The sequence below is a fragment of the Bacillota bacterium genome, assembly GCA_013178415.1.
GTDB lineage: Bacteria > Bacillota > SHA-98 > Ch115 > Ch115 > Ch115.
Map to the genome: position 1 here is coordinate 76,580 of JABLXA010000001.1, position 19,513 is coordinate 96,092.

At 51.2% G+C, this 19,513-nt stretch carries 26 protein-coding genes, 3 tRNA genes and 1 pseudogene; 15 read left to right on the forward strand and 15 right to left on the reverse strand.

The genetic code is table 11. The annotated features are described in order from the left end of the window. Positions 1 to 39 precede the first annotated feature (39 nt). From HPY52_00310 to HPY52_00355, 10 genes and pseudogenes are all read right to left on the reverse strand, one after another. Positions 40 to 462, reverse strand: coding sequence for a type II toxin-antitoxin system VapC family toxin (locus tag HPY52_00310; GenBank protein NPV78708.1), 423 nt, complete (start codon positions 460 to 462; stop codon positions 40 to 42). After that, positions 450 to 701 carry a ribbon-helix-helix protein, CopG family gene (locus tag HPY52_00315; GenBank protein NPV78709.1) on the reverse strand — a complete coding sequence of 84 codons (252 nt, stop codon included), beginning with the start codon at positions 699 to 701 and terminating at the stop codon, positions 450 to 452. Before HPY52_00315 ends, HPY52_00310 begins: the two co-directional genes overlap by 13 nt. Before the next feature lie 153 nt (positions 702 to 854). After that, the gene (locus tag HPY52_00320) at positions 855 to 1,427 is read right to left on the reverse strand and encodes a Uma2 family endonuclease (protein ID NPV78710.1); all 573 of its coding nucleotides are present in this window, start codon (positions 1,425 to 1,427) and stop codon (positions 855 to 857) included. Between the two features lie 232 nt (positions 1,428 to 1,659). Then, entirely contained in the window at positions 1,660 to 1,893 is a 234-nt protein-coding gene (locus HPY52_00325) for a hypothetical protein (GenBank protein NPV78711.1), read from the reverse strand. Continuing rightward, complete coding sequence (locus tag HPY52_00330) at positions 1,890 to 2,135, reverse strand: hypothetical protein (protein NPV78712.1); 246 nt, start codon at positions 2,133 to 2,135, stop codon at positions 1,890 to 1,892. Before HPY52_00330 ends, HPY52_00325 begins: the two co-directional genes overlap by 4 nt. Then, positions 2,125 to 2,451, reverse strand: coding sequence for a hypothetical protein (locus tag HPY52_00335; GenBank protein NPV78713.1), 327 nt, complete (start codon positions 2,449 to 2,451; stop codon positions 2,125 to 2,127). Before HPY52_00335 ends, HPY52_00330 begins: the two co-directional genes overlap by 11 nt. Positions 2,452 to 2,456: 5 nt before the next feature. After that, positions 2,457 to 3,422 carry a ribosome small subunit-dependent GTPase A gene (rsgA, locus tag HPY52_00340; GenBank protein NPV78714.1) on the reverse strand — a complete coding sequence of 322 codons (966 nt, stop codon included), beginning with the start codon at positions 3,420 to 3,422 and terminating at the stop codon, positions 2,457 to 2,459. Continuing rightward, positions 3,415 to 3,618, reverse strand: coding sequence for a hypothetical protein (locus HPY52_00345; protein ID NPV78715.1), 204 nt, complete (start codon positions 3,616 to 3,618; stop codon positions 3,415 to 3,417). Before HPY52_00345 ends, rsgA begins: the two co-directional genes overlap by 8 nt. A 732-nt stretch (positions 3,619 to 4,350) precedes the next feature. Beyond that, positions 4,351 to 4,846: pseudogene (locus HPY52_00350) on the reverse strand (hypothetical protein). 1 nt (position 4,847) lies between these two features. Beyond that, entirely contained in the window at positions 4,848 to 5,231 is a 384-nt protein-coding gene (locus HPY52_00355; GenBank protein NPV78716.1) for a nucleotidyltransferase domain-containing protein, read from the reverse strand. Between the two features lie 914 nt (positions 5,232 to 6,145). On the opposite strand from HPY52_00355, the gene HPY52_00360 reads away from it, so the two are divergent. The 5 genes from HPY52_00360 to HPY52_00380 all read left to right on the forward strand — a co-directional run bounded on the left by HPY52_00360 (position 6,146) and on the right by HPY52_00380 (position 11,288). Continuing rightward, on the forward strand, positions 6,146 to 6,883 hold the full coding sequence (locus HPY52_00360; protein ID NPV78717.1) for a DUF421 domain-containing protein: 738 nt from the start codon (positions 6,146 to 6,148) through the stop codon (positions 6,881 to 6,883). A 184-nt stretch (positions 6,884 to 7,067) separates the two neighbouring features. Further along, a complete protein-coding gene (locus tag HPY52_00365; GenBank protein NPV78718.1) occupies positions 7,068 to 7,838 on the forward strand; it encodes a LysE family transporter in 771 nt (256 codons plus the stop codon). Positions 7,839 to 8,259: 421 nt separating this feature from the next. After that, positions 8,260 to 9,288 (forward strand): LacI family DNA-binding transcriptional regulator, encoded by a 1,029-nt coding sequence (locus HPY52_00370; GenBank protein NPV78719.1) that lies wholly within the window; start codon positions 8,260 to 8,262, stop codon positions 9,286 to 9,288. Positions 9,289 to 9,392: 104 nt separating this feature from the next. Continuing rightward, on the forward strand, positions 9,393 to 10,439 hold the full coding sequence (locus HPY52_00375) for a Gfo/Idh/MocA family oxidoreductase (GenBank protein ID NPV78720.1): 1,047 nt from the start codon (positions 9,393 to 9,395) through the stop codon (positions 10,437 to 10,439). A 12-nt stretch (positions 10,440 to 10,451) separates the two neighbouring features. After that, a complete protein-coding gene (locus HPY52_00380) occupies positions 10,452 to 11,288 on the forward strand; it encodes a sugar phosphate isomerase/epimerase (protein ID NPV78721.1) in 837 nt (278 codons plus the stop codon). A gap of 889 nt (positions 11,289 to 12,177) precedes the next feature. Here the strand turns inward: HPY52_00380 and HPY52_00385 are convergent. After that, entirely contained in the window at positions 12,178 to 12,456 is a 279-nt protein-coding gene (locus HPY52_00385) for a hypothetical protein (GenBank protein NPV78722.1), read from the reverse strand. Positions 12,457 to 12,769: 313 nt separating this feature from the next. On the opposite strand from HPY52_00385, the gene HPY52_00390 reads away from it, so the two are divergent. After that, positions 12,770 to 12,997: a tyrosine-type recombinase/integrase gene (locus tag HPY52_00390; protein NPV78723.1), complete on the forward strand. Its 228-nt coding sequence runs from the start codon at positions 12,770 to 12,772 to the stop codon at positions 12,995 to 12,997. Between the two features lie 80 nt (positions 12,998 to 13,077). Here the strand turns inward: HPY52_00390 and HPY52_00395 are convergent. Then, a tRNA-Thr gene (locus HPY52_00395) sits at positions 13,078 to 13,153 on the reverse strand. A gap of 26 nt (positions 13,154 to 13,179) precedes the next feature. Continuing rightward, a tRNA-Gly gene (locus HPY52_00400) sits at positions 13,180 to 13,254 on the reverse strand. A gap of 416 nt (positions 13,255 to 13,670) precedes the next feature. Between HPY52_00400 and HPY52_00405 the strand changes: the two genes are divergently transcribed. Next, entirely contained in the window at positions 13,671 to 14,363 is a 693-nt protein-coding gene (locus HPY52_00405) for a LysM peptidoglycan-binding domain-containing protein (protein NPV78724.1), read from the forward strand. 238 nt (positions 14,364 to 14,601) lie between these two features. After that, the gene (locus tag HPY52_00410) at positions 14,602 to 15,465 is read left to right on the forward strand and encodes a hypothetical protein (GenBank protein ID NPV78725.1); all 864 of its coding nucleotides are present in this window, start codon (positions 14,602 to 14,604) and stop codon (positions 15,463 to 15,465) included. 229 nt (positions 15,466 to 15,694) lie between these two features. On the opposite strand, the gene HPY52_00415 is transcribed toward HPY52_00410, so the two are convergent. Continuing rightward, positions 15,695 to 15,770: transfer RNA gene (locus HPY52_00415), tRNA-Val, on the reverse strand. A gap of 23 nt (positions 15,771 to 15,793) precedes the next feature. Beyond that, complete coding sequence (locus HPY52_00420; protein NPV78726.1) at positions 15,794 to 15,952, reverse strand: hypothetical protein; 159 nt, start codon at positions 15,950 to 15,952, stop codon at positions 15,794 to 15,796. A gap of 169 nt (positions 15,953 to 16,121) precedes the next feature. Here HPY52_00420 and HPY52_00425 point away from each other — a divergent pair, with 169 nt between their 5' ends. The 7 genes from HPY52_00425 to HPY52_00455 all read left to right on the forward strand — a co-directional run bounded on the left by HPY52_00425 (position 16,122) and on the right by HPY52_00455 (position 19,511). Then, complete coding sequence (locus tag HPY52_00425; GenBank protein NPV78727.1) at positions 16,122 to 16,457, forward strand: phage holin family protein; 336 nt, start codon at positions 16,122 to 16,124, stop codon at positions 16,455 to 16,457. A 303-nt stretch (positions 16,458 to 16,760) separates the two neighbouring features. Further along, positions 16,761 to 17,648, forward strand: coding sequence for a mechanosensitive ion channel family protein (locus tag HPY52_00430; GenBank protein NPV78728.1), 888 nt, complete (start codon positions 16,761 to 16,763; stop codon positions 17,646 to 17,648). Beyond that, positions 17,626 to 17,841: a DUF951 domain-containing protein gene (locus HPY52_00435; GenBank protein NPV78729.1), complete on the forward strand. Its 216-nt coding sequence runs from the start codon at positions 17,626 to 17,628 to the stop codon at positions 17,839 to 17,841. Before HPY52_00430 ends, HPY52_00435 begins: the two co-directional genes overlap by 23 nt. A gap of 259 nt (positions 17,842 to 18,100) precedes the next feature. Beyond that, positions 18,101 to 18,388 (forward strand): 30S ribosomal protein S6, encoded by a 288-nt coding sequence (locus tag HPY52_00440; protein NPV78730.1) that lies wholly within the window; start codon positions 18,101 to 18,103, stop codon positions 18,386 to 18,388. Positions 18,389 to 18,398: 10 nt separating this feature from the next. Continuing rightward, positions 18,399 to 18,812, forward strand: coding sequence for a single-stranded DNA-binding protein (gene ssb / locus HPY52_00445; protein ID NPV78731.1), 414 nt, complete (start codon positions 18,399 to 18,401; stop codon positions 18,810 to 18,812). Between the two features lie 45 nt (positions 18,813 to 18,857). Next, positions 18,858 to 19,088, forward strand: coding sequence for a 30S ribosomal protein S18 (locus HPY52_00450; GenBank protein ID NPV78732.1), 231 nt, complete (start codon positions 18,858 to 18,860; stop codon positions 19,086 to 19,088). Positions 19,089 to 19,190: 102 nt separating this feature from the next. After that, positions 19,191 to 19,511, forward strand: a complete 321-nt coding sequence (locus HPY52_00455; protein NPV78733.1) for a hypothetical protein — start codon at positions 19,191 to 19,193, stop codon at positions 19,509 to 19,511. Positions 19,512 to 19,513 lie beyond the last annotated feature (2 nt).

The following is a 19,513-nucleotide window of genomic DNA, read 5'->3' on the forward strand; positions in this document are numbered from 1 at the left end:
ACAAGAACATCGATTTCTCTGATGCGCTCTTGGCTGCCATCAGCGGGACCCGGGCCGAGAAGGTATGTGCATTCCTTCGATTGGCAACACCTTCAAACCCGGGATCCTTGAGAAATGTTCTATATTATGTGTGGCAAGCGGGATATCGCGCTCGAGGCAGATGGCGGCAATGAATGTATCCGCAGGGCCAATGACATTACCCTGCGCACGCAAGTCATTCTCTATTTGTGCAGCACGCAAGGCGGCGTCCTTGTCAAACGATAACACCGGTATAATGCTAAACAGCTTCTCGAGAATCCGGTCACGTCGGCTATTTGGCTTGATGCCCACACGTAACTCGAATAAAGTGATAGCAGTAACTGCCATGTCGCCCGTCTTGAGCAATTCCTCTACATAATCTGCCCCCGGGTTCGCACCTCTCAGAAAGTCTATCACAACGCACGTATCGACTACCGTCTGCATGACTTCCACCTTTCCCAAAATTCTTTGACCGCTTCTGTCGCCGCTTTGGCCTCCTCATTGCTCAGCGAGCCTCTAAGGTTAAGAACTTCCTCGAGGTCGTCCTGTCTTGATTCGTGTCGCGCAATGTATTCCTCGATGGCCTGGCGTACGATTTCCGAATAGCCACGGAGCCCCGCCCGTGCAGCAAGAGCAAGCAGCTTTGCACGAAGCTCATTATCAATATCTATCGTCGTCCTCATGGCGTTCACCTCTGATGACATTCTAGTATTGGAACATTAGAATGTCAAGATGATGACATTAATTGTACGCGTTGGGGGAATAATAGATAGAAGGCTAAATATGGCGCGGGACATTATAATTGAGACGAACGGGAGTCGGGTAATTCAATTGAATCAACGGAAGACCTCATCTATCTCCAATCTAAAGCCATCCAACAGGGGGCTTTCCAGTGTCGTGCCAGGCGGATAAACCTGGACAGTGGCGAGCTCCCTGCCGTTATGAGCGGCAACCTCGATGCTGTGACCGTCGGGATCCACTATCCAGAATTCGCGAACTCCATAGCGGCCGTAAATCCGGCGTTTGGTCACCCTATCCAACTCCGCGGTAGAAGGTGAGAGGATCTCGACCACTAGGTCCGGCGCGCCTTGAATATAGGCCTCTTTGATTATCCCAAGGCGTTCCAGTGAGACATACAGGATATCAGGCTGGACCACGTTATGTTCACTTAATACCACATCAATGGGAGCATCATACACTTCTCCAAGGTCACGATTCTCAACCCAGTGCCGCAGTGCCTTTTCAATCCTCCCGGAGACTTTTTGGTGAAAAACAGATGGAGCCGGTGTCATCTTCCTCAGGTCCCCCTCCACGAGCTCATATCTTTCCCCGGACGGCATCCGGCAATAATCTGCGTATGTAAGACGAAGATCAGCCGTATAATATTGAACTGCCGTTTCCTTCACCATATCCGGAGGCTTTGGCACACTGGGGCCCTTCATCGGATCCTGGTCTTTCACAGTAATCACCTCGATCATGTGAATTCACGCACTTATTGACATCCTAATTCTACCAATAAAGAAGGGACCGGTCAAGGATTACTCGCAAGGACCGGTCAACGACTGCTCACGATGGCAGGACTACTCGTGATAGCTTGGTTGCTATAAACTGGGAAACCGGGAGACTCCGCCGACCATTTACTCAGGGTATGTCAGCAAATACCTGGCTCAAAACATCCTCCAGGGGCACTTCCTCAACGGTGAAGTCCTGCACCGGGAAACTCGCAATAAGGGCCGAAGCAATACGGGTTGTCTCGCCAAAGGGCACCTTGAGGGTAGCAGACAGGCCGCCGTTGCTTACCACGCGCCCCAGGCGGCCGAGGGCGGCGCCCAGGCCTGTGTTATCAACCTCGACTGCCCGGCACATGTTGATCAACTACTAGCGCTCTCGTAGCGCTTGAGCCCGTATTTCCATAGCACACGACTCACAGCGAGCATGATTCCGGTTGCCACAAAAGACCAAACGATCTCCCACCATGTGATCTTGCCGAATACCAGCCGGGCCGGGAAACTAGCGATCACCGTCATCGGCAATATGATCGTAAGGAAGAATCGCAGTACCCGCCCGTATATGCCATCCGGCTTGAGCGCGAAATGAAATAGCGAATCAAGGGCCATAAACCCACTGGATTTCACCATCCACAAGCTGCAGTGTCATTTGCGCAGCAACTATGTATGACAGGAGGTGAGGAAGGTCATACATGCCGATCCGTACTCCGGAGTGCGACCGGAATACGGCCACCCACACCAGAGTATCAACGAGGAGTGGGGCGAGATTCAATACAGTGCGAATAAGATAATCAGCCCGGTATTCGAGCATATCCTGCGCTCCAGCGGCCACGTATGCCATAAGCCTGCGCAAGGCTGAGAACCTACGAAAAGATCGAGATCTTTGCGGAGCCGCAAACCCGTGTGAGGCCGGAAATCTGCGCACCTTCCTTACCTCCCCTCCATAAGCTTCACATAATGTTCATACCGTGCGGGGCGTATGAATCCCGACGCGAGGGCATCTCGCACTGCACATCCTGGTTCGGTCAGGTGCGCGCAATTGGAAAATCGGCATTTCCCTATATACGGCCTCATTTCACGAAAGCACGATGCAAGATCCTGGGCTGAAATCTCCCAAAATCCGAATTCCCTCATCCCCGCTGTATCCACCACGAAACCGCCTGCGCGGAGCTGAATGAGCCGGGAGGCCGTGGTTGTGTGGCGGCCCCGGTGTGTGATCCGACCGACCTCACCTGTCGCAAGGCCAAGTTCCGGCTCCACAGCATTGAGTAGTGACGACTTCCCCACTCCTGATGGGCCAACCACAACGGAAATCCTGCCCGCGAGGAGGGACCTGAGGTCATCTATGCCCTGGCCTGTCTTGGCGCATGTATGTAGAACTTGGTAGCCGATTTCCTCATAGGGAACGGTCATGTTGGCGGCATCCTCAGGGGAGGCAAGGTCGATCTTGTTGAGGCATATAACAGCTGGTATTCCTGAATACTCGGCTACGGCAAGGTACCGGTCAAGGCCCCGTGCCCTGAATGTAGGTTCCGCCGCCGCGTATACGATGATGATCTGGTCCACATTAGCTGCGATGACTTGCTCTCCCGGACGGCCACCTGCGGCCTTCCTGCCAAATGAATTGCGTCGCTTGCCGATTTCCTCTATCACACCTCCGCCACCATCAAGAATGGATAGATAGACGATATCTCCAGGCGCCACTGGATTTATGGTGTTTTCAGTCTCTTTAATCAATCTCCGCCGGATTGTGCACAGGATAGGCCTGCCATCTACAAGCACTTGATAGATGTCACTTCCTATCCGGATGACCAAGCCGCTGCGGAGGTTTTCCTGTGGACCGGATGTGATGCGGATACCACAAACATCAGTATTGGAAAGGCCTTCATTATTCATCGAAATCAGCCTCCCTATCGAAGAATTCGTCAATGAGATCTATGGTTTCTCTATCACGGCGCGGCGGATCATGGCGCCTTCCCCGCTTTTCCTGCCGCCGTGTCTTGAGTCGTTCTTTCATCTTGTCGCGATTGCGCTTTTGTTCAAAGTCCTTTCTCAACCTCGATATCTGTCGTTCTGTCAGTCTATCAGTCACGGTTACATAACCTCCATAAGCACTTTTTTGAGAACTGCTACTACTTTGAAAATAGCTGAGCGCCATTTTCATTTTTCGTTGGTGCCGCCCCGGCGGCATGGGGGGCTATCCTGAAAATAGCGGCGCCCGCCTCGGGAGATTTTCATCCCCCTGATGATGCCGCTATAGCGGCATGGGAGTCTACCCTGACATTGCTTTTGGTACGCAAAAAGGCCATGGGCGACACCTTACCCACGGCCGGCATAGTTTTATCCTGCGCCTAATATCCTTGCTCATCAACCGGGCGAATAGAAATGCCCGCTATCGCGGGCATGCAGTATCAAAGCAGACTTTAGTAATATGCGGGAATACGATTTAGTCTTCCCATAGCTTTCCCTTCATGCCCCGGACGACAAGGTGGGTAAGGTGAATTTTGGGAATAGCAAACACACGCACAACGACCTCATTCACATAACCCACCTCCACTTCAGAAGCATAATCGGGACACTTCTACCCTACCATTTCAGGGAGCCTATGTCAATATATCATGAGCACCTTTGCCATTTTTTGTTCTTCGCTTCCCCCCAGCCGAGGTTTATGTCTCGCGCGTAATCACAGGGATGGACCTGCTAATCTAGATGTCCATGTTGTCATGACAGATAGGCAAAATCAGACCCGATAAAGCGGTCGCCCCTTACGCGTGAGAATCAAGACGCTGGGGGATGGCTATATATGCTCAATCTCACGGTGCAATCATTCAAGGGGTGGTATCTTTTGGCTGCGCGTCTCGATGAAGGAAAGAAACTCCTCTATTTCTGTTTTAACCCTTATAAAGGTCTCCTGGATATTGTCTACCAATGGTTGCATTCGGGCGGGAGATAGGTGGAAGGTATATACATTTCGGACCACGTGACGGAAACCTCTATATGCATCTAGGCTATCCCTTGTCTTCTTTGAAATAACGGGGGGGCGAACCATTTCGATTTCTATTGCCATCTGGTGCAATAACTCTTGATGCCAGTTGTCTCCCTCCGGTTTGCTTTGATCAATATTGGCGGCAATTAATTCGAAAATCCTCTCCAGACCGGTATAGAGGCTATGTAGATTAAATGCTACGCTATCAAGATAAAGATCATCATTTTCGCGCCTAGCTCGTTCCCATCCGAGATGAATACGCTCGGATGGCCTGTTGAAGTTCAGAGAGTTCATCGCATACTCGACTGGCCATGGTTAGATGCTTCTTGCCCATATTATATCTCCATCCCTTCGCCTTCAATAGCTCTGCGCAGAGATTCGCGGCAAGATTCCGGATCGACCAAGTCTATCTTGAATCTCGTGCTTAACCCTATAACTTCCCCCACTGCGGCGTAAAATTTATGGTCCGAGACCCCCCATGCTGCCAAATCAATATCAGACCATAGGCTGAATCGGGAGCGGTCGACCAATGAGCCAAAGACTACCACCTTCGAGGCGCCATACCTGCCTTTCAATATGTCTGCAGCCATCTTGGCAACTTCCCACGCTTCCCGGTAACGCTCGACCAGGAATGACTCAGCCGGGAGAGAATCGTCCGTGAATGTGAGGGGATATTTCCTAGCATAATAGGCAGCCAGGCTGTCAGGCTGCACGTCCATATCCCATATACCTCCCTGACGAAATGTCATTGATAGACCTTATCCCTCAAATCCTTCTCAAAGGCCCTCCTAGTTCAGTATATCATAACCACGCTCTAGACTCTAGGTGATCCTGCGGCCGGGTATGTGTCAAGAAGATTGGTGCAACCTTCCCCCTTGATTTGAAATCCATTTTTTGGTTGCGATCCCGGTCACACGACGTCAGGTCCGGTAATCCTCCCATGGGGAACCTCGACCAGGGGGCTGCATAAGGTAACACACCCGCGGCCCTGGCGCTGCGGTCTTAGCTTAGCATGCTATAATCTTGCATGCTATCGTCATCACCGGATTGGTTCCTTAAAACAGGGTAGACTCCCATGCCGCTGTAGCGGCACCAGAAGAATGGGAACCGCAGCGTTCGATTCTTGGGGCGGCAAAGCCGGTGTCCTTGGGAAGACATACCCTCTTCCAGGCTCGGTAAAGCTCGAGTGAATTCTCTGCCTGCAGGCCTGGGTACCGTAATGAAAAATTACGGCGTATAGCAGATAAACACAGCAAATGTAGGATTTAATACGACAGAAAATGAACACCAAGCTGTCATAGTGTGAGGCGGTTAAGAGGATATTGTCCATCGGATACTATAGCATGGGGAATAATATGAGAACAGTGAGTTTTGGGATGTGCGCTTGGCGACTCAAGATAGTGGAAGATGTCCGCCTGCGGCGGGAGCATTTTGGCGGGCAGGCCATCCAAATAACTACAGGTATGCTGCCGGCCACAGGGAGCGATTCCAAGTTTATTGTGCGGCGGACGGGGCTCTGCCCGGGCTCACTTGGTCTCGGGGGCTTCATGCACGGGTTTTGCAGGTGGCGTGGCAATATATATCATCGTTCGGTATTCCCGAGCCTTGGTCTAACTGCAGGGGGGTGGATATCATGCACTTCTGGGAAGGCCAGGAGGAATTGTCCGCTGTCCAGTGGGTAGCACGGGCAGTGGTTTTCTATATTGTCCTTTTCCTTACCGCGCGGGCTATGGGGCAAAGGTCCATAGCTAATCTCAGGCTGGTGGATTTCATAACTGCCATCGTCATAGGCAATCCGATAGCTCACCCTCTTTCAGACAGCCGGCTCCCATTTTCCGGAGCGCTTCTGGCTCTTGCGATCTTCGCGCTTTTTCATTTTTTGCTTGCCTGGCTTTCAACCCTCAAGCGGGGATTTCGCGTGCTAATAGAATCAAAGCCGATACAGCTCATCGAAAATGGGCGGATACTGCCTGAAGGCCTGGCAAAGGCCAGGATCAATCATGATATCCTTTTATCCGAACTCAGGCTCAACAGCGTAGCCGGCCCGGAAGAGGTGGCCATGGCGGCCCTCGAGCCCAACGGCCGTATAAGCGTAATCAAGAAGGGGGCAAACCGCCCTGCGACACCGGAAGATTTGAGGATAGCTGTGCCAGAGGTGAAACTGCCTGTCATCCTGATTGAGAATGGAGTTACCATCGAGGAAAATCTCCGGCTCCTGGGACTTTCAAAGGAAATTCTGACGCAAATGCTAGTATCTCTCGGTGTCAATGATCCGGGTGAACTGTTCCTCGCATACCTGGACTCTGAGCGACGGGCGCATGTGATACGAAAACCTGCCGGCGGCAATTCATCCAGTTTGTGTAAAATCTAATGGGGACAGGAAACGTTCGTGTAAAACTTAATGGGGCAGGAAACCGAGGTATTGATGGACTTCGCAAGGTCGGCTATGATGAATATAGATTTGCTCGTGCAAGTATCTATCGTTTCAAATCGTAAGGTCTTTTTGGTGCTTCGCATCATAAAAACTATGTTATTACCTTGTAGAGGTGTTACCGGTGGAGGGCTGGGGATTATTTGTCACATCATTTTTGGTAGGCTTATCCGGAGCTGTGATGCCGGGACCGCTCGTAACAGTCGCGATAGCCGGAGTCGGGCGATTGGGCGGTCTTTCGGGGCTTGTAGCATCAGCGGGGCATGGGATTCCGGAGGCGTTTCTAGTTGTTGCGCTGGCCTTGGGTTTTGGCGGCGTGCTGCGGATCCCTCTGGTCACCGGTTTGATTGCAGTAATTGGCGGAGTGGTCTTGGCCTGGATGGCTATTGGGATGTTTCGCTCTGCCGCGACTGTTGAAATCGCAACTGCTGCCGAGGCCGAAGGGCCCGCCAAGGAGGGTGGACATGATGCGATTGGCGGGAGCGCTACGGCTGGCAGACATGCTGCGTCTAATGTGTGCGTTGTGGCCGATACGCGCATCCCTCAAGGCATTATCAGGGCAATGAAAATCCCGCGACCGAGGGCGGCTTTCCCGACGATGGCCGCAGGAGCGGCGGCAAGTGTCTCTAATCCTTACTGGATCCTCTGGTGGACCACCATAGGCGCTACCTATGTCTCACAGGCACTTGGCTCTGGGTGGGCAGGAGTTGGATTCTTCTTTGGCGGTCATATCCTATCAGATATACTGTGGCTTACCTTCGTCAGCAGCGCCATTGCAGTGGGGAGTAGTTTTCTGACCCGCAATTTCTACACGCGGCTCATACAGGTCCTGGCGAGCCTGCTATTTCTGATGGCTATCTATTTTTTGTTCACGGGAGTAAAAGCGCTGTTTTAGTTTCGAACAGCTATAGATTGCCAAGTCCAGAATTGAAAGATAACCTAGCTATGTCACCACGCGGTTGCCGGGCGCGCCGCACACTGTTAGCTCATAATTTCTAAGTTCGAGCTTGGTCATCTATAGCTGCCAATGGCGCAGGGGCGGTGCCATCAGAATCATGAGAATGGCGGTGGCCAATCTTCGGGGGTAGGTCCTCATACTGCTACGCCAGCATTACCAGAATGATGAAAACCGGGGCGGCTCATTTTCTAGGTGGCTTTCGATTGAAGATAGATGACTTGGAAAGAGAAAATACTTTCTCCCGGCAGGATTTCATATATCAATATCGAATTGAATTATTGAGATGCCGTTGGAGCGGTCCAATAAAAGGACAATTGTCCAAAGTGCAGGGATGATGGGTTAAGAGAGGGCATCACTGATGGGAAGAAAACCTACATTGCGTGATATAGCCTCAGCTGCCTCGGTTTCCAAGTCGACGGTGTCCCTGGTCCTTCAAAATAGCCCTAAGGTGGCCCCCGAGACACGGGCAAGGGTTCGTGAAATGTTGAACCGGTTTAATTACTTTCCCAATGCAAGTGCCAAGAATCTGGCCAGAGGGAAGACCAGGATCATAGGGCTCGCCACCAGATTCTTCAGGCATGAATTCATAGAACAGAGTTATTTTGGCGAGCTCCTGGGCGGGTTACTCGATGTCCTCGGCGGGTTGAATTACCACCTGATGCTTTACAATATGAATATGCCATTTGAGTTGAATACAGACGGGATCATTTTCGTCGGGGTCAACATCGACGATCCTTTCTGTCAGGATGTGCGCCGGGCGCCTATCCCTATTGTGTTCGCTAATAGGCGTGCTGCGAATTCGGATATAAATTATGTGACGACCGATTTCGTAGGTGGGGGTATTATCGCCACGAGACACCTTTTAGAGCTTGGGCATAGGCACATTGCTTACATATCCGGCCCTACGGAGCATCCTCCTCAGGCCGATAGGCTCCGGGGTTACAGAATGGCGCTAGACGCAGCCGGCGTGCGGGTTGACGATAGCTTAATTGTAATAGAGCCCGCTGGGGGCGAACAATTTGGTTATCATGCTGCGGAATTCCTGACAAGCCTTTCTCCTCCCCCGACAGCTATCTTCGTTGCAACCCAGGATATGGCCCTAGGGGTTTTACGCTGTCTCAAAGATAAAGGATGGAAGATCCCGGACGACATATCCATTGTATGTTTCGATGACAGCAAGACTTTCTCGGAAATTGATCCCCCTCTTACGGTCATTCGCCAGCCCAGTCATGAAATTGGAGTACGATGCGCTCAGATGATGATCCGGCTCATCGAGGGCGGGAAGGTCAGGGATAATCAAATTCTGCTGCCCGCGGAGCTGGTCGTTAGGAAATCATGCGAAAGGAGGGAGGGGGGTGCGAGGAGCTCATATAGCTTATTTGATTAGTGAGGGTCGGGATCCACAATTCGTAATCTTTGCGATCCTGAGGAGGGAATCTGGTAGAACACAAATAATCTGGTAGAACACAAATGACTCTGGAGGTGGCCGTCATGGGCGGAGATCACGACTCACCAATTCGCGTAGGCATAGCGGGCCTTGGCCGTAGCGGCTGGGACATTCATGCCAAAATGCTGGGGAACATGGGGGATAAATTCAGGATTGTGGCAGTAACTGATAAGGAGACCTCGCGCCTGAAGGAAGCAGAGGAAACGCTGGGCTGTCGGGCATATGGCCAATATGAGGAACTTTTGGGTGATGCGGAAGTAGAATTGGTCATAGTAGCTATGCCCAGCCATCTTCATGCCCCATATTCTATCGCAGCCCTTCGCGCCGGGAAGGCGGTGCTTTGTGAAAAGCCGATGGCTCCCAGCCTTAAAGAAGCTGATGAAATGATCAGTGTATCTAAGGAGACGGGGCGACTTCTCACAGTGTTTCAGAATCGACGGTATTCAAAGGATTTTGTAAAGGTACGCGAGGTAATCAGTTCCGGCAGGCTGGGTCGCATTGTCCAGATCCGCATCGCTCTCAACGGCTTTGGTCGTCGATGGGACTGGCAGACCCTAAAAGAATTTGGCGGAGGCACCCTCAACAATAATGGTATTCATCTCATAGACAGGGCGATGGTTCTTATCGATGAGAAGGAACCTGAGATATTTTGTCATCTTGACAGGGCCCTGACCCTGGGAGACGCAGATGATCATGTAAAGGTGATTTTGAAGGCCCCTGGGGAGCCTTTGGTCGACATAGAATTAACAAGCGCTTGCGCCTATCCAACCGAAAACTGGCTCGTGATGGGGACACAGGGGACATTGATCGGCACAGCAACCGAACTTAGGTGGAAATACATAGATCCAGCTGAACTCCCGCACAGGGAAGTGGATCGAAAGCCTACGCCGGACAGGAGTTACAATAGAGAGGATCTTCACTGGTATGAAGAAACATGGAGCGCGGCAGATGATCCTGGAATGGGTGAGGCTGCTTTTTATGTCGACCTGTATAATACGATCCGTAAAGGCGCTCCGCTCGCTGTAACCCCGGAGAGTGTTCGTAAGAGAATAGCTTTACTGCAACGGTGCCATGAGATATCCGGTCTATAGGAGGGAATTCCATTGAATTTATCTATCTGCCACTATAGTTTCCACAGGCGCTGGAAAGAGGAAAACTGGACTCCTGAGAGGCTATGCGAGGAGGTAAAGGCTCTAGGGATCGGAGCCGTGGATTTCCATGCAGGCTTGCTTGGTCAGATCGAAGGCGCAGTTGATAATATCAAAGCTGCGCTTTCAAAGACAGGACTCGCTCTGTCAGGGCTCTCCCTTTCCACTAATTTCAACCTTGATGATCCCGGTGCGTATCAGGATATGGTGAATAATACGATTGCATGGATGCGTGCGGCATCTGAGTTGGGTGCTCCGGTATCGAGGATCTTCGGTGGCGCCCTTAAGAACAGGCTTGAAGTCGATGAAGGGACCAAGAAGGGCATCTTCCAGCGTGTAATTGATGCCCTCGGAAGACTTGCCCATGAGGCAGAGAGACTCGGGCTTGTGTTGGCGCTCGAAAATCATGGAGGGCTTCCATGTACAGGCGAGGAGCAGGTCGAAATGATAGAGAAGGTAGGGTCCAAGTATCTTCGCGCCACTATCGACGTAGGAAATTACATGGCGGGTGGCCAGGAGGCGGTAGAAGGCACAAGGATAGCCGCCAAGTACTGTGCCTATGTTCACTTTAAGGATTTCAAGAAATGCCCGGACCCTTCGCTTCCATGGGGATGGGGCATCCAAGCGTGCACCGTGGGAAAGGGCGATGTGGATCATCTCGGCTGCCTCAGGGAACTCAAAGCCGCGGGCTACGACGGGTATATTGCCCTTGAGTATGAAGGCCCCGACGATGAGAAGATAGGGGTGCCGGAGAGTATCGAGTTTATGAAGGCTGTTGCGAGCAAAGTCTGAGCCCGCCCAATTACCTCCTGAGCCCGGGATTCATCCTCAGCGTAAGCAGGATGGATCCCGGGTTGCACTATGATTATGTCTGCATCGGGCACAGACTTCGCTCGCCTACCTCCGTGGTGGGATAGATCGCATCAGCCCGTGGAGCTCCTGCGGCAAAGGTCAATGCTGCCTGGATGGCTTCACGCATCAGCATTGCATTCTGAACATATTGACATATTCAAAACCTTGAAAGGCAAGGTTACGTCAAAGTCATGACCAGAATTCGGGAGAGAAATGAAGCAATGATCTGCATGAGCCAGTTGAAGAGTAGAAAAGGCCATCTTTCAACCTGTCATCTAGGAATTTCGGCCAATTAGGGCATGACAAACCAAGCCTGCATTAGGTGTTTTTATGCAGACCTTCGAGGGAAGGGCCCGGTATGGTTAGGCTTATAACCCGATAAGCCCCAGGGCACGGCGAGGGTCTCGAGCATGATAGCGAATCGCTTTAGCTATACTGGTATATCCCCGGAGACGAAACAGGCTGATGGCAAGATTCTGCAATGTAGCCATGGCCCGCGGGCCCGAGCCTATACGTACCTGGGAGCGATCCTCATCCAAAGTGACATCTCGCACCCAGTGTAGACGGTCCTCAATTTCCTATTGACCCCGTGTGAGGGTTAAAAGCCGATTTGGGCTGGCCTTCTCTGGAGAGAGGTTTGTCACACCATAGGCTATTTTATGCCGGAGGAGTTCCCCACGTAGATCGGTTGTGATCCTTTCAATCCGGAAGACCTGGGCGAGGTATGGAAAATTAAGATAATCATTTGGTGCTATGCTGGTTTGGACCTTTGAGCAATAGTTGCCCATGCAGATATTCTAGCAGACTATGCGAAAAAACGTCAGAGCCTTTATGAGAATCTCATAAGTCGCGGCTCAACAGGGACTTTGACGTTGTTCTGGGGAGTAGACCCAGTGCTATTGTCCATTTCTTCTTGGGCCTTCCCAGCCTTCGCCGTCCACTCAGCGGCTCGGCACTCCCAATCCCCACCCCCAGCTTCAGGTGGGCCAGTGTGTCGATGCTGCAAGATTCGCTTTATGCTATGGCCTTCGAGGTTGCTCGGCCCCTGTGCCAGTCCTACCTCGAAGGAGAGGAGCGTTTTCCTTTGAGCCTTCTCCTTGCCGGTCACCCAAGCAAGAAGTCAAGGGTTGCTATGCGGCCATATGAGCAATAACCGCGACCGGACTTTCACCGGCAAGATTGTCAAGGTTACAGGCTGCACGAGCTAGAATGCCTGACAGATACTGGGAAACATCAACGGTCTCACGGATTTATACTTAGTGGCCAATTCCCGGGTCACGGCCTGCTTTTCGCGCAGAATGAGTGGCATATGCTGTTCACCCTTTCCTAACAGGTACTCAAGGGTTCTAGGCATACATCGCTCACTCCTTTCATGCACATTTTTGATATGAGGCAATGAAGCGGTTTCAAGCACATTTTTGATGAGGCAATTCGCGGAAAGCCTCGGGTATCCGTATACCTTCCATAGCCTGCGGCACTTTCACGCATCCGCATTGATCAAAGCCGGTGTCCCCATTAAAGTCATAAGCGAAAGGTTAGGCCATAGCTCAATATCCGTCACCATGGACATATACGGCCATCTGCTCCCGGGAATGCAAAAGGAGGCCGCGGAGGCATTTGAGGAACTGCTGTCAAAAAGTGGCTCGTGACCATTCTGTGACCGTCTCGAGTTCCAAACACAAAACGGCAGGTATTCCCAGTCCGGAAAGCCTTGCCGTTGTTATATTCTTGGAGCCGACGACCGGGATCGAACCGGTGACCTGCGCATTACGAGTGCGCCGCTCTGCCTGCTGAGCTACGTCGGCATTGTGATCGTGCGGGCCCATAAATATGGAGCGGATGACGGGATTCGAACCCGCGGCCCTCGGCTTGGGAAGCCGATGTTCTACCACTAAACTACATCCGCTCAAACGAGGAAACCCTTTTTTACTCAAATATATTCTACCTTGAAGTCAGGAATTTTGCAACCCCTTTTTTCCATGTAAGTCAACGATCTGACGGGAAATCAACCCGGCCTTTCGGGGTATATTACCATAATAGAGGTAAAGTTCTCGTGAGATCGGGGGTTATAGGATGGCTAAAGGCCAAAAGAGTTTTTCAGACTATGGGAATAGGTGCATCATTCCATCCATTTCGCGTTCTGTCACGGCATTCATTGTGTTCTTAATCTCATTGCTGGGTCTATCTTTGGGGACCTTCACATCATGGGAGATGGGGATTTTAAGAATAAATATCGGGTCGACCTGGAGCTCCGCATTTATATGCCGTGCACAGACCCCCCTGGGGAGTCGCGAGCTATCATATGGATCGCGGGGGGATGATGTGCTTGAGTTGCAATATCGCTTGAATTTGTTGGGTTTCTATATTAAGGTGCTTGATGGAATATATGGAAATGAAACCCTCAGGGCGGTATTGGAATTTCAGGCTGCGGCGAATCTATCAAGGACCGGAAAAGTGGATGCATCTACCGCCCAGGCCATACTATCAGGAAAGGTGAAGAAAGGCACGGGACTTCAAGAGGTTTCCCAAGATTATAGAACAGAGAAACCTCCAGCGCCAAAGCAGACTCCCAGACCGTCGGAGTCCAAAACGCCAACATCTAAAACTACGCCGCGCGAAAAGCAGGTCACAAAGAACCAAGCCGCTGGACCTAAAACCCTCAGTTCCGCGCCGGCAGCGAAGAGACAGGACATCGCGCACGTGGTGAAGAAGGGCGAGTGCCTGTCCATCCTGGGGGAAAGGTATAATGTGTCAGTAAAGGAGATAATGAAGCTAAATGGCTTACAAAATACAATAATATACATTGGCCAGAGACTTACAATACCTGCCGGGTCTGGTGTGGCCAAGGGAAAAGACGCTCATAAGAACATAGAATATTTAGTGAAAGATGGTGATTGCCTTTCTACCATCGCAGCTAGCTTTAAAATCACTATCTCCAATATCATCAGGGCAAACAATATAAAAGATCCAGATTTCATCAGGGCCGGTCAGACTCTTACAATTCCCCTGAGCTAGTTCTTGACGGGTCATGGTCGAATCTAGATGATGGGCCGGGCCTGAACCCGCGGGACCTTTGGCACCGATGGGGTGGCGACCAGTGAGATGACGGGCCTAACCTGAGCCTCCGGGACCTCTAGCGCTAGTGGATGGCGGCCAGTGACTGGGCTATGCTCAAAGCAGAGTAGGCATGGTATAATTTTATTGAAGGATCTTTTGGGATGTTATACATGATTGTAGATGGGGGGGAGCGGCCATGGAGGTCACCAATCGATATCTTAATTCCTTGTCCGAGGCGGACCTGGATTTTATCATACGCACAGTCGTCACAAAGCGGAGCGATTATGACGAAATCCGCGGAATCGTCAAGGGCAAGGGCGACCTCATCGACATCATGCTGGATGACGAAAGGCTATTCCGGGCAGTTATGGCCGATGATGACATCTTTCTAAAACTTTCACCATTTCTACTATTTATCATCTTGCTAAGGAAAGTGTACCGGGATCTCAAGGAGACGACCTTTACGATAGAACCCGTTGGCAAGAAGGAACGTCTTCCAGTCTTTGATGCGCCACAAGTGGTAGAGTTGCTAGGTGATAAGGATATCTGCACCTATCTGGCCGATATGCTGAGCTCATTTACGAAGGTAGGCACGACAACTCTATATTTCAAGAACGGTCCGACTCTTTCGAAGCGGGTTTTCAATGATACAGATCTCGAGGATGTTGTTGACCTTTCAAATATACTGCCAGAGGATTCGCGATTCAGCCTGTATAAGAGAGCCGCAGATATCTGTTTATTTCTGACTGGCGTCTTTCCCGACTATATATTCTCCAAGGAAGAGGAAGGGAATGGACTCCCAAAGAATAAAGAGCCTGGAAACGGTCAAGGCGGCCTCGAAGCTTATGAAAAGCAAGGACAGATGTTCTATCGGCAGGCGGCCTTGCATAAGGTGGCCAAAGCCGTTGGGCTGGACCGTGTCTTGCTGACTCTGTCGGAGAAATTCATTCTTGCGCGAAAGCCTCTCACCATAATTGCGGATAGATATATGGGGGCAAAAAGGGATCAATGGTTCAACCAGTGGGCCCAGTCACCGACAAGTCCGGGGTTTGGCGCCTGATAAATGCTCTGCTGCGGATTACATCCGCTCAAAGGCAAGAGAAGCCGGAGTACGATTAAAGCCTGGGCGATGAAAAGAAAAAACAGGAATTGACTACAAATCCCACAATGATTATTAAATTCGGTCTCTTAAGTAGCCTGCCACTTAGCGGGTAATCCGAACCGGTGGGATTGTAGTGGTAGTTTAGATCTTGCGATACCCTCTTGGGGCCTCAAGCCCTTGATATTGTTGGTGGGCGAAACAGGACTTGAACCTGTGACCTCCTAGATGTGAACCAGGCGCTCTGCCAGCTGAGCTATTCGCCCACGACTTCCGTGACGATTTTATTTTACCTTATATGCTCCAAAGCGTCAAGCGCCGTTTTGAAATTGCGGGCGCCATCCAATATACTTAAAATTGCCTCGAGGCTGGTTGTTGAACCGGTGCTTGCTGGCATAGAGACCTCAACCTCCGTCGAGGGAAGTTCGAGGTCTCTATATTTGTCCATCAAGACCCCGGTTTCCTGCCCCATGATGGATAGGCGGGCAGGACCTCTCGCAGGAAACCTCTTCAGGGTGTCTTTTGGCAACGAAAAGAAGGGCCATGAATATTTGATGCAGCGGTGGTCAAGATATAGGTGTAGTGGCTAATAATCAGCTTTTGGGGGTGAAAACTAAGTGGGCGATTGGGTCCGTCACCTTGTTAGGTTTGTGGTTTCAGCTTTGGTTCTTATGTTTGTAGGGCTTATCGTGCCAGGCTTTAGTACGTTGAGTTTCCTTAACGCCCTGATTGCAGCGGCTGTCATCACGATAGTCGGCTATGTGATCGAGGCGGTGATTGGCAGGAATGTTTCGCCCTACGGGAGAGGAATCGTGGGATTCCTGGTTTCTGCGGCCGTGATCTATGCTGCTCAATTCGTGGTGCCCACGATGCGCGTGACGGTCTTAGGCGCTTTGATAGCGGCGTTCGTCATCGGGTTGATCGATATGTTCATTCCTACCACACTTCGCTGACTAGGTTTCATGGATTCACTCCATGAAGATGAGCGCGCTGCATTCCCCATTTCTGGATGGGAATGAGGTGCAGTGATTCTACAACTAAAAGGCCACTCTAACAAGAGAGGGGAACGTCCCCTCTCTGTTCCTTTCCTCGGGTTCCAAAGGCAGGATTGGACGAATAGGATGAAGAAATGAAATAGAAATTATTGATACAGCATCGTAGATGGGCCTGTCCGGGCTTGGCACTATATTATGGCATTTATAATCTGCCTGAGGCACCATATACGGGTTATCTGGAATCTAAGGGGGGTGGACACATTGGCGCAAGGGCGAGATTTCATCTTTTCGAACCTGCTGCCAGCGGATAAGCTCTGGGACATCGCGTTTGCGATCAGTAGAGGGGCTGCTTCAATAGGAATTACGGTTATTGTGGCCGCCTTGCTCATGAAATTCAGCAGCGTGTTGATTGACCGGGCATTGACCCAGGCGGAAAAAAATAAGACGGGCTATATAGATGGACGAAAGATAAAGACCCTCGCCCCGCTGCTCAAGAGCGTCATCCGATATACCATCTATTTATTTGCCGGGCTCTCAATCCTGAGCAAGTTGGGGGTCGATACTAGAAGTCTCCTGGCAGGCGCCGGGATCGCCGGGCTTGCCCTGGGCTTTGGAGCACAGAGCCTGGTGAAGGATGTAATCAATGGCTTTTTCATCCTTTTCGAGGATCAATTCGCGGTCGGGGATTATGTAGGCATCAATAATGTGTCAGGAATCGTCGAAGATGTGGGGCTCAGGGTGACGCGCATTCGGGATTTCGGCGGTCAACTCCATATCGTCCCTAACAGCCAGATTTCGCAGGTCACCAATTATATGGGATCCGCCATGAGGGTGCTTTTTGAGGTTGGCGTTTCTTATGATACCGATATCGATCGCGCCCTGGAACTGCTGGCGCAGGACTTCGAGAAGGCAAAGACCGAGATCCCGGGCATAGTAGATGGACCGACGGCTCTGGGTGTCAGCGATCTTGCCGATTCATCCATCAAGATCATGGTGATAGCAAAGACACAGCCTATGGAGCAATGGCGGGTTGAGCGGGCTTTGAAGAAGCGTATCAAAGATCTATTCGACCAGGAAGGGATAAGAATACCGTATCCACATATGAATGTGATTTTGGAGGGCAAGGATGGCCAAATTCCACATTGGTGATATAGTGAGAATGAGAAAACAGCATCCCTGCGGCAGCTTTCTCTGGGAAGTCCTGAGGGTTGGCGCAGATTTCAGGATCAGGTGCAGGGGGTGCCAGAGGGTTGTTATGCTCCCTCGGGCCAAGTTCGAGAAAAGCGTAAAGGGGATAGTATCATCGGCTTTCGACCAGTCTATTGATCTAACCCAAGGATAGGGGCGCCCGCCTCGGGGGATTATCATCCCTCTGATGGCGCCGCCGAAGCAGCATGGGAGTCTGTCTACGAAGAAATAGATAGATGGCCAGTGAGGAAGATCATGCCTCCTATGCCTTAACCTTCTTCCCTTTGACTTTATGCGCCCTATGCGAGATCACGCAGAATATAATTGTGTTTGCGGGACGTGAATGTTATAATATTTAAGATCCCTGCTCCGCGCACGTCGCGGGGCCGTAAGTCCGAGGGGAGGTGAGCAGGGTGCGGGATTATGAGGTAATGTTTGTAATCCGGCCCGACCTGGATGAGGCTGCTATAGAGGCCACCATCGCCAAGTTTGAGGAGCTTATCAAAAACGGCGGTGGAGAAATCGAAAAGCTGGACAGGTGGGGCAAGAGGCGTCTCGCCTACGAGATCAATCATAGCACTGAGGGATTCTATGTAGTGATTGATTTCAAGGCTACGACTGAGACTGCGCATGAGGTCGATAGGGTGCTCAGGATTACCGACGAAGTGATCCGCCATCTTGTTACGCGAAGAGAGAAGTAGTCGCCCTGGGGTGGTGTTATTCATGAATCGAGTAGTGCTTGTTGGCCGGCTTGTTCGTGATCCGATATTGCGCTATACCCAGCCGGGAGTGCCTGTGGCGACGTTTACGATAGCCGTGAACAGGTCTTTCACGAACCAGCAAGGGGAGCGGGAAGCAGATTTTATAGATATCGTTGTATGGAGAAATCAGGCTGAAACCTGTTCCCACTATCTTACGAAGGGACGACTCGTAGGTATCGATGGCCGCCTGCAGATTCGTTCCTATGAAACTGCCGATGGCCAGAAGAGGCGGGCTGCGGAGGTCGTTGCGGATCGCGTGGAATTCCTGGATAGGGGTGGCCGGGAGGGCCAGGGGTATTCTGAAGATGAGATCGGGCAGTCTCCCGGAGATTTTGATGCCCCGGATGATGCACCTTCTATGTGATTGATCTAGTTTTTGAGATACTGCCTTTTATCAGGAGGGATTTAGGTGAGACGCGAGAAGGGGAAAAAAGGCAAGAAGCGCGTATGCAGCTTCTGCGTTGATAAGGTAGAATTCATTGATTACAAGGATGCCTCTAAATTACGTAAGTATATTACAGACAGGGGCAAGATCCTGCCAAAGAGGATCTCGGGAAATTGCGCCCGTCATCAGCGGGCATTGACTACTGCCATAAAGAGGGCAAGGCAGATGGCCCTTTTGCCATATACCGTGGAATGAGTGGCAGGGGCTTCCATAACAAGGGTGAAAGAGGGGGGCCCGGGTGCTCCCCTTTTAATCGTTGCGGGGAGGGAGATCCGGATGCTTGACGAACACTTCAATATGAGCACGCAGGTCGCTCGTGGGGTGGATATCGCGCGGGAGGTGAAGGCCATCGAGTGGCTCAAAACAGAGCTTCTCGGGAGCCTGGCATCCCTATATCAGGCAATGGCTCGCGACAGCGAGGACCTTGCCTCTGAATCTCTTTCCAATTTGATCATCGGGACTTACCTTCTTGCCAGCCGCCTTGGGATAAGCTTCGCCGCCCTTGATGCCAAGGTCGAGAGCAAGATTATGGCTAATATAGAGAAGGAACATGAGTTGGAGAAATGGTACGGAGATTTCAGCGCTCTTCAAAAGTATATGAAGGAGAGGAAGAGGTGAGG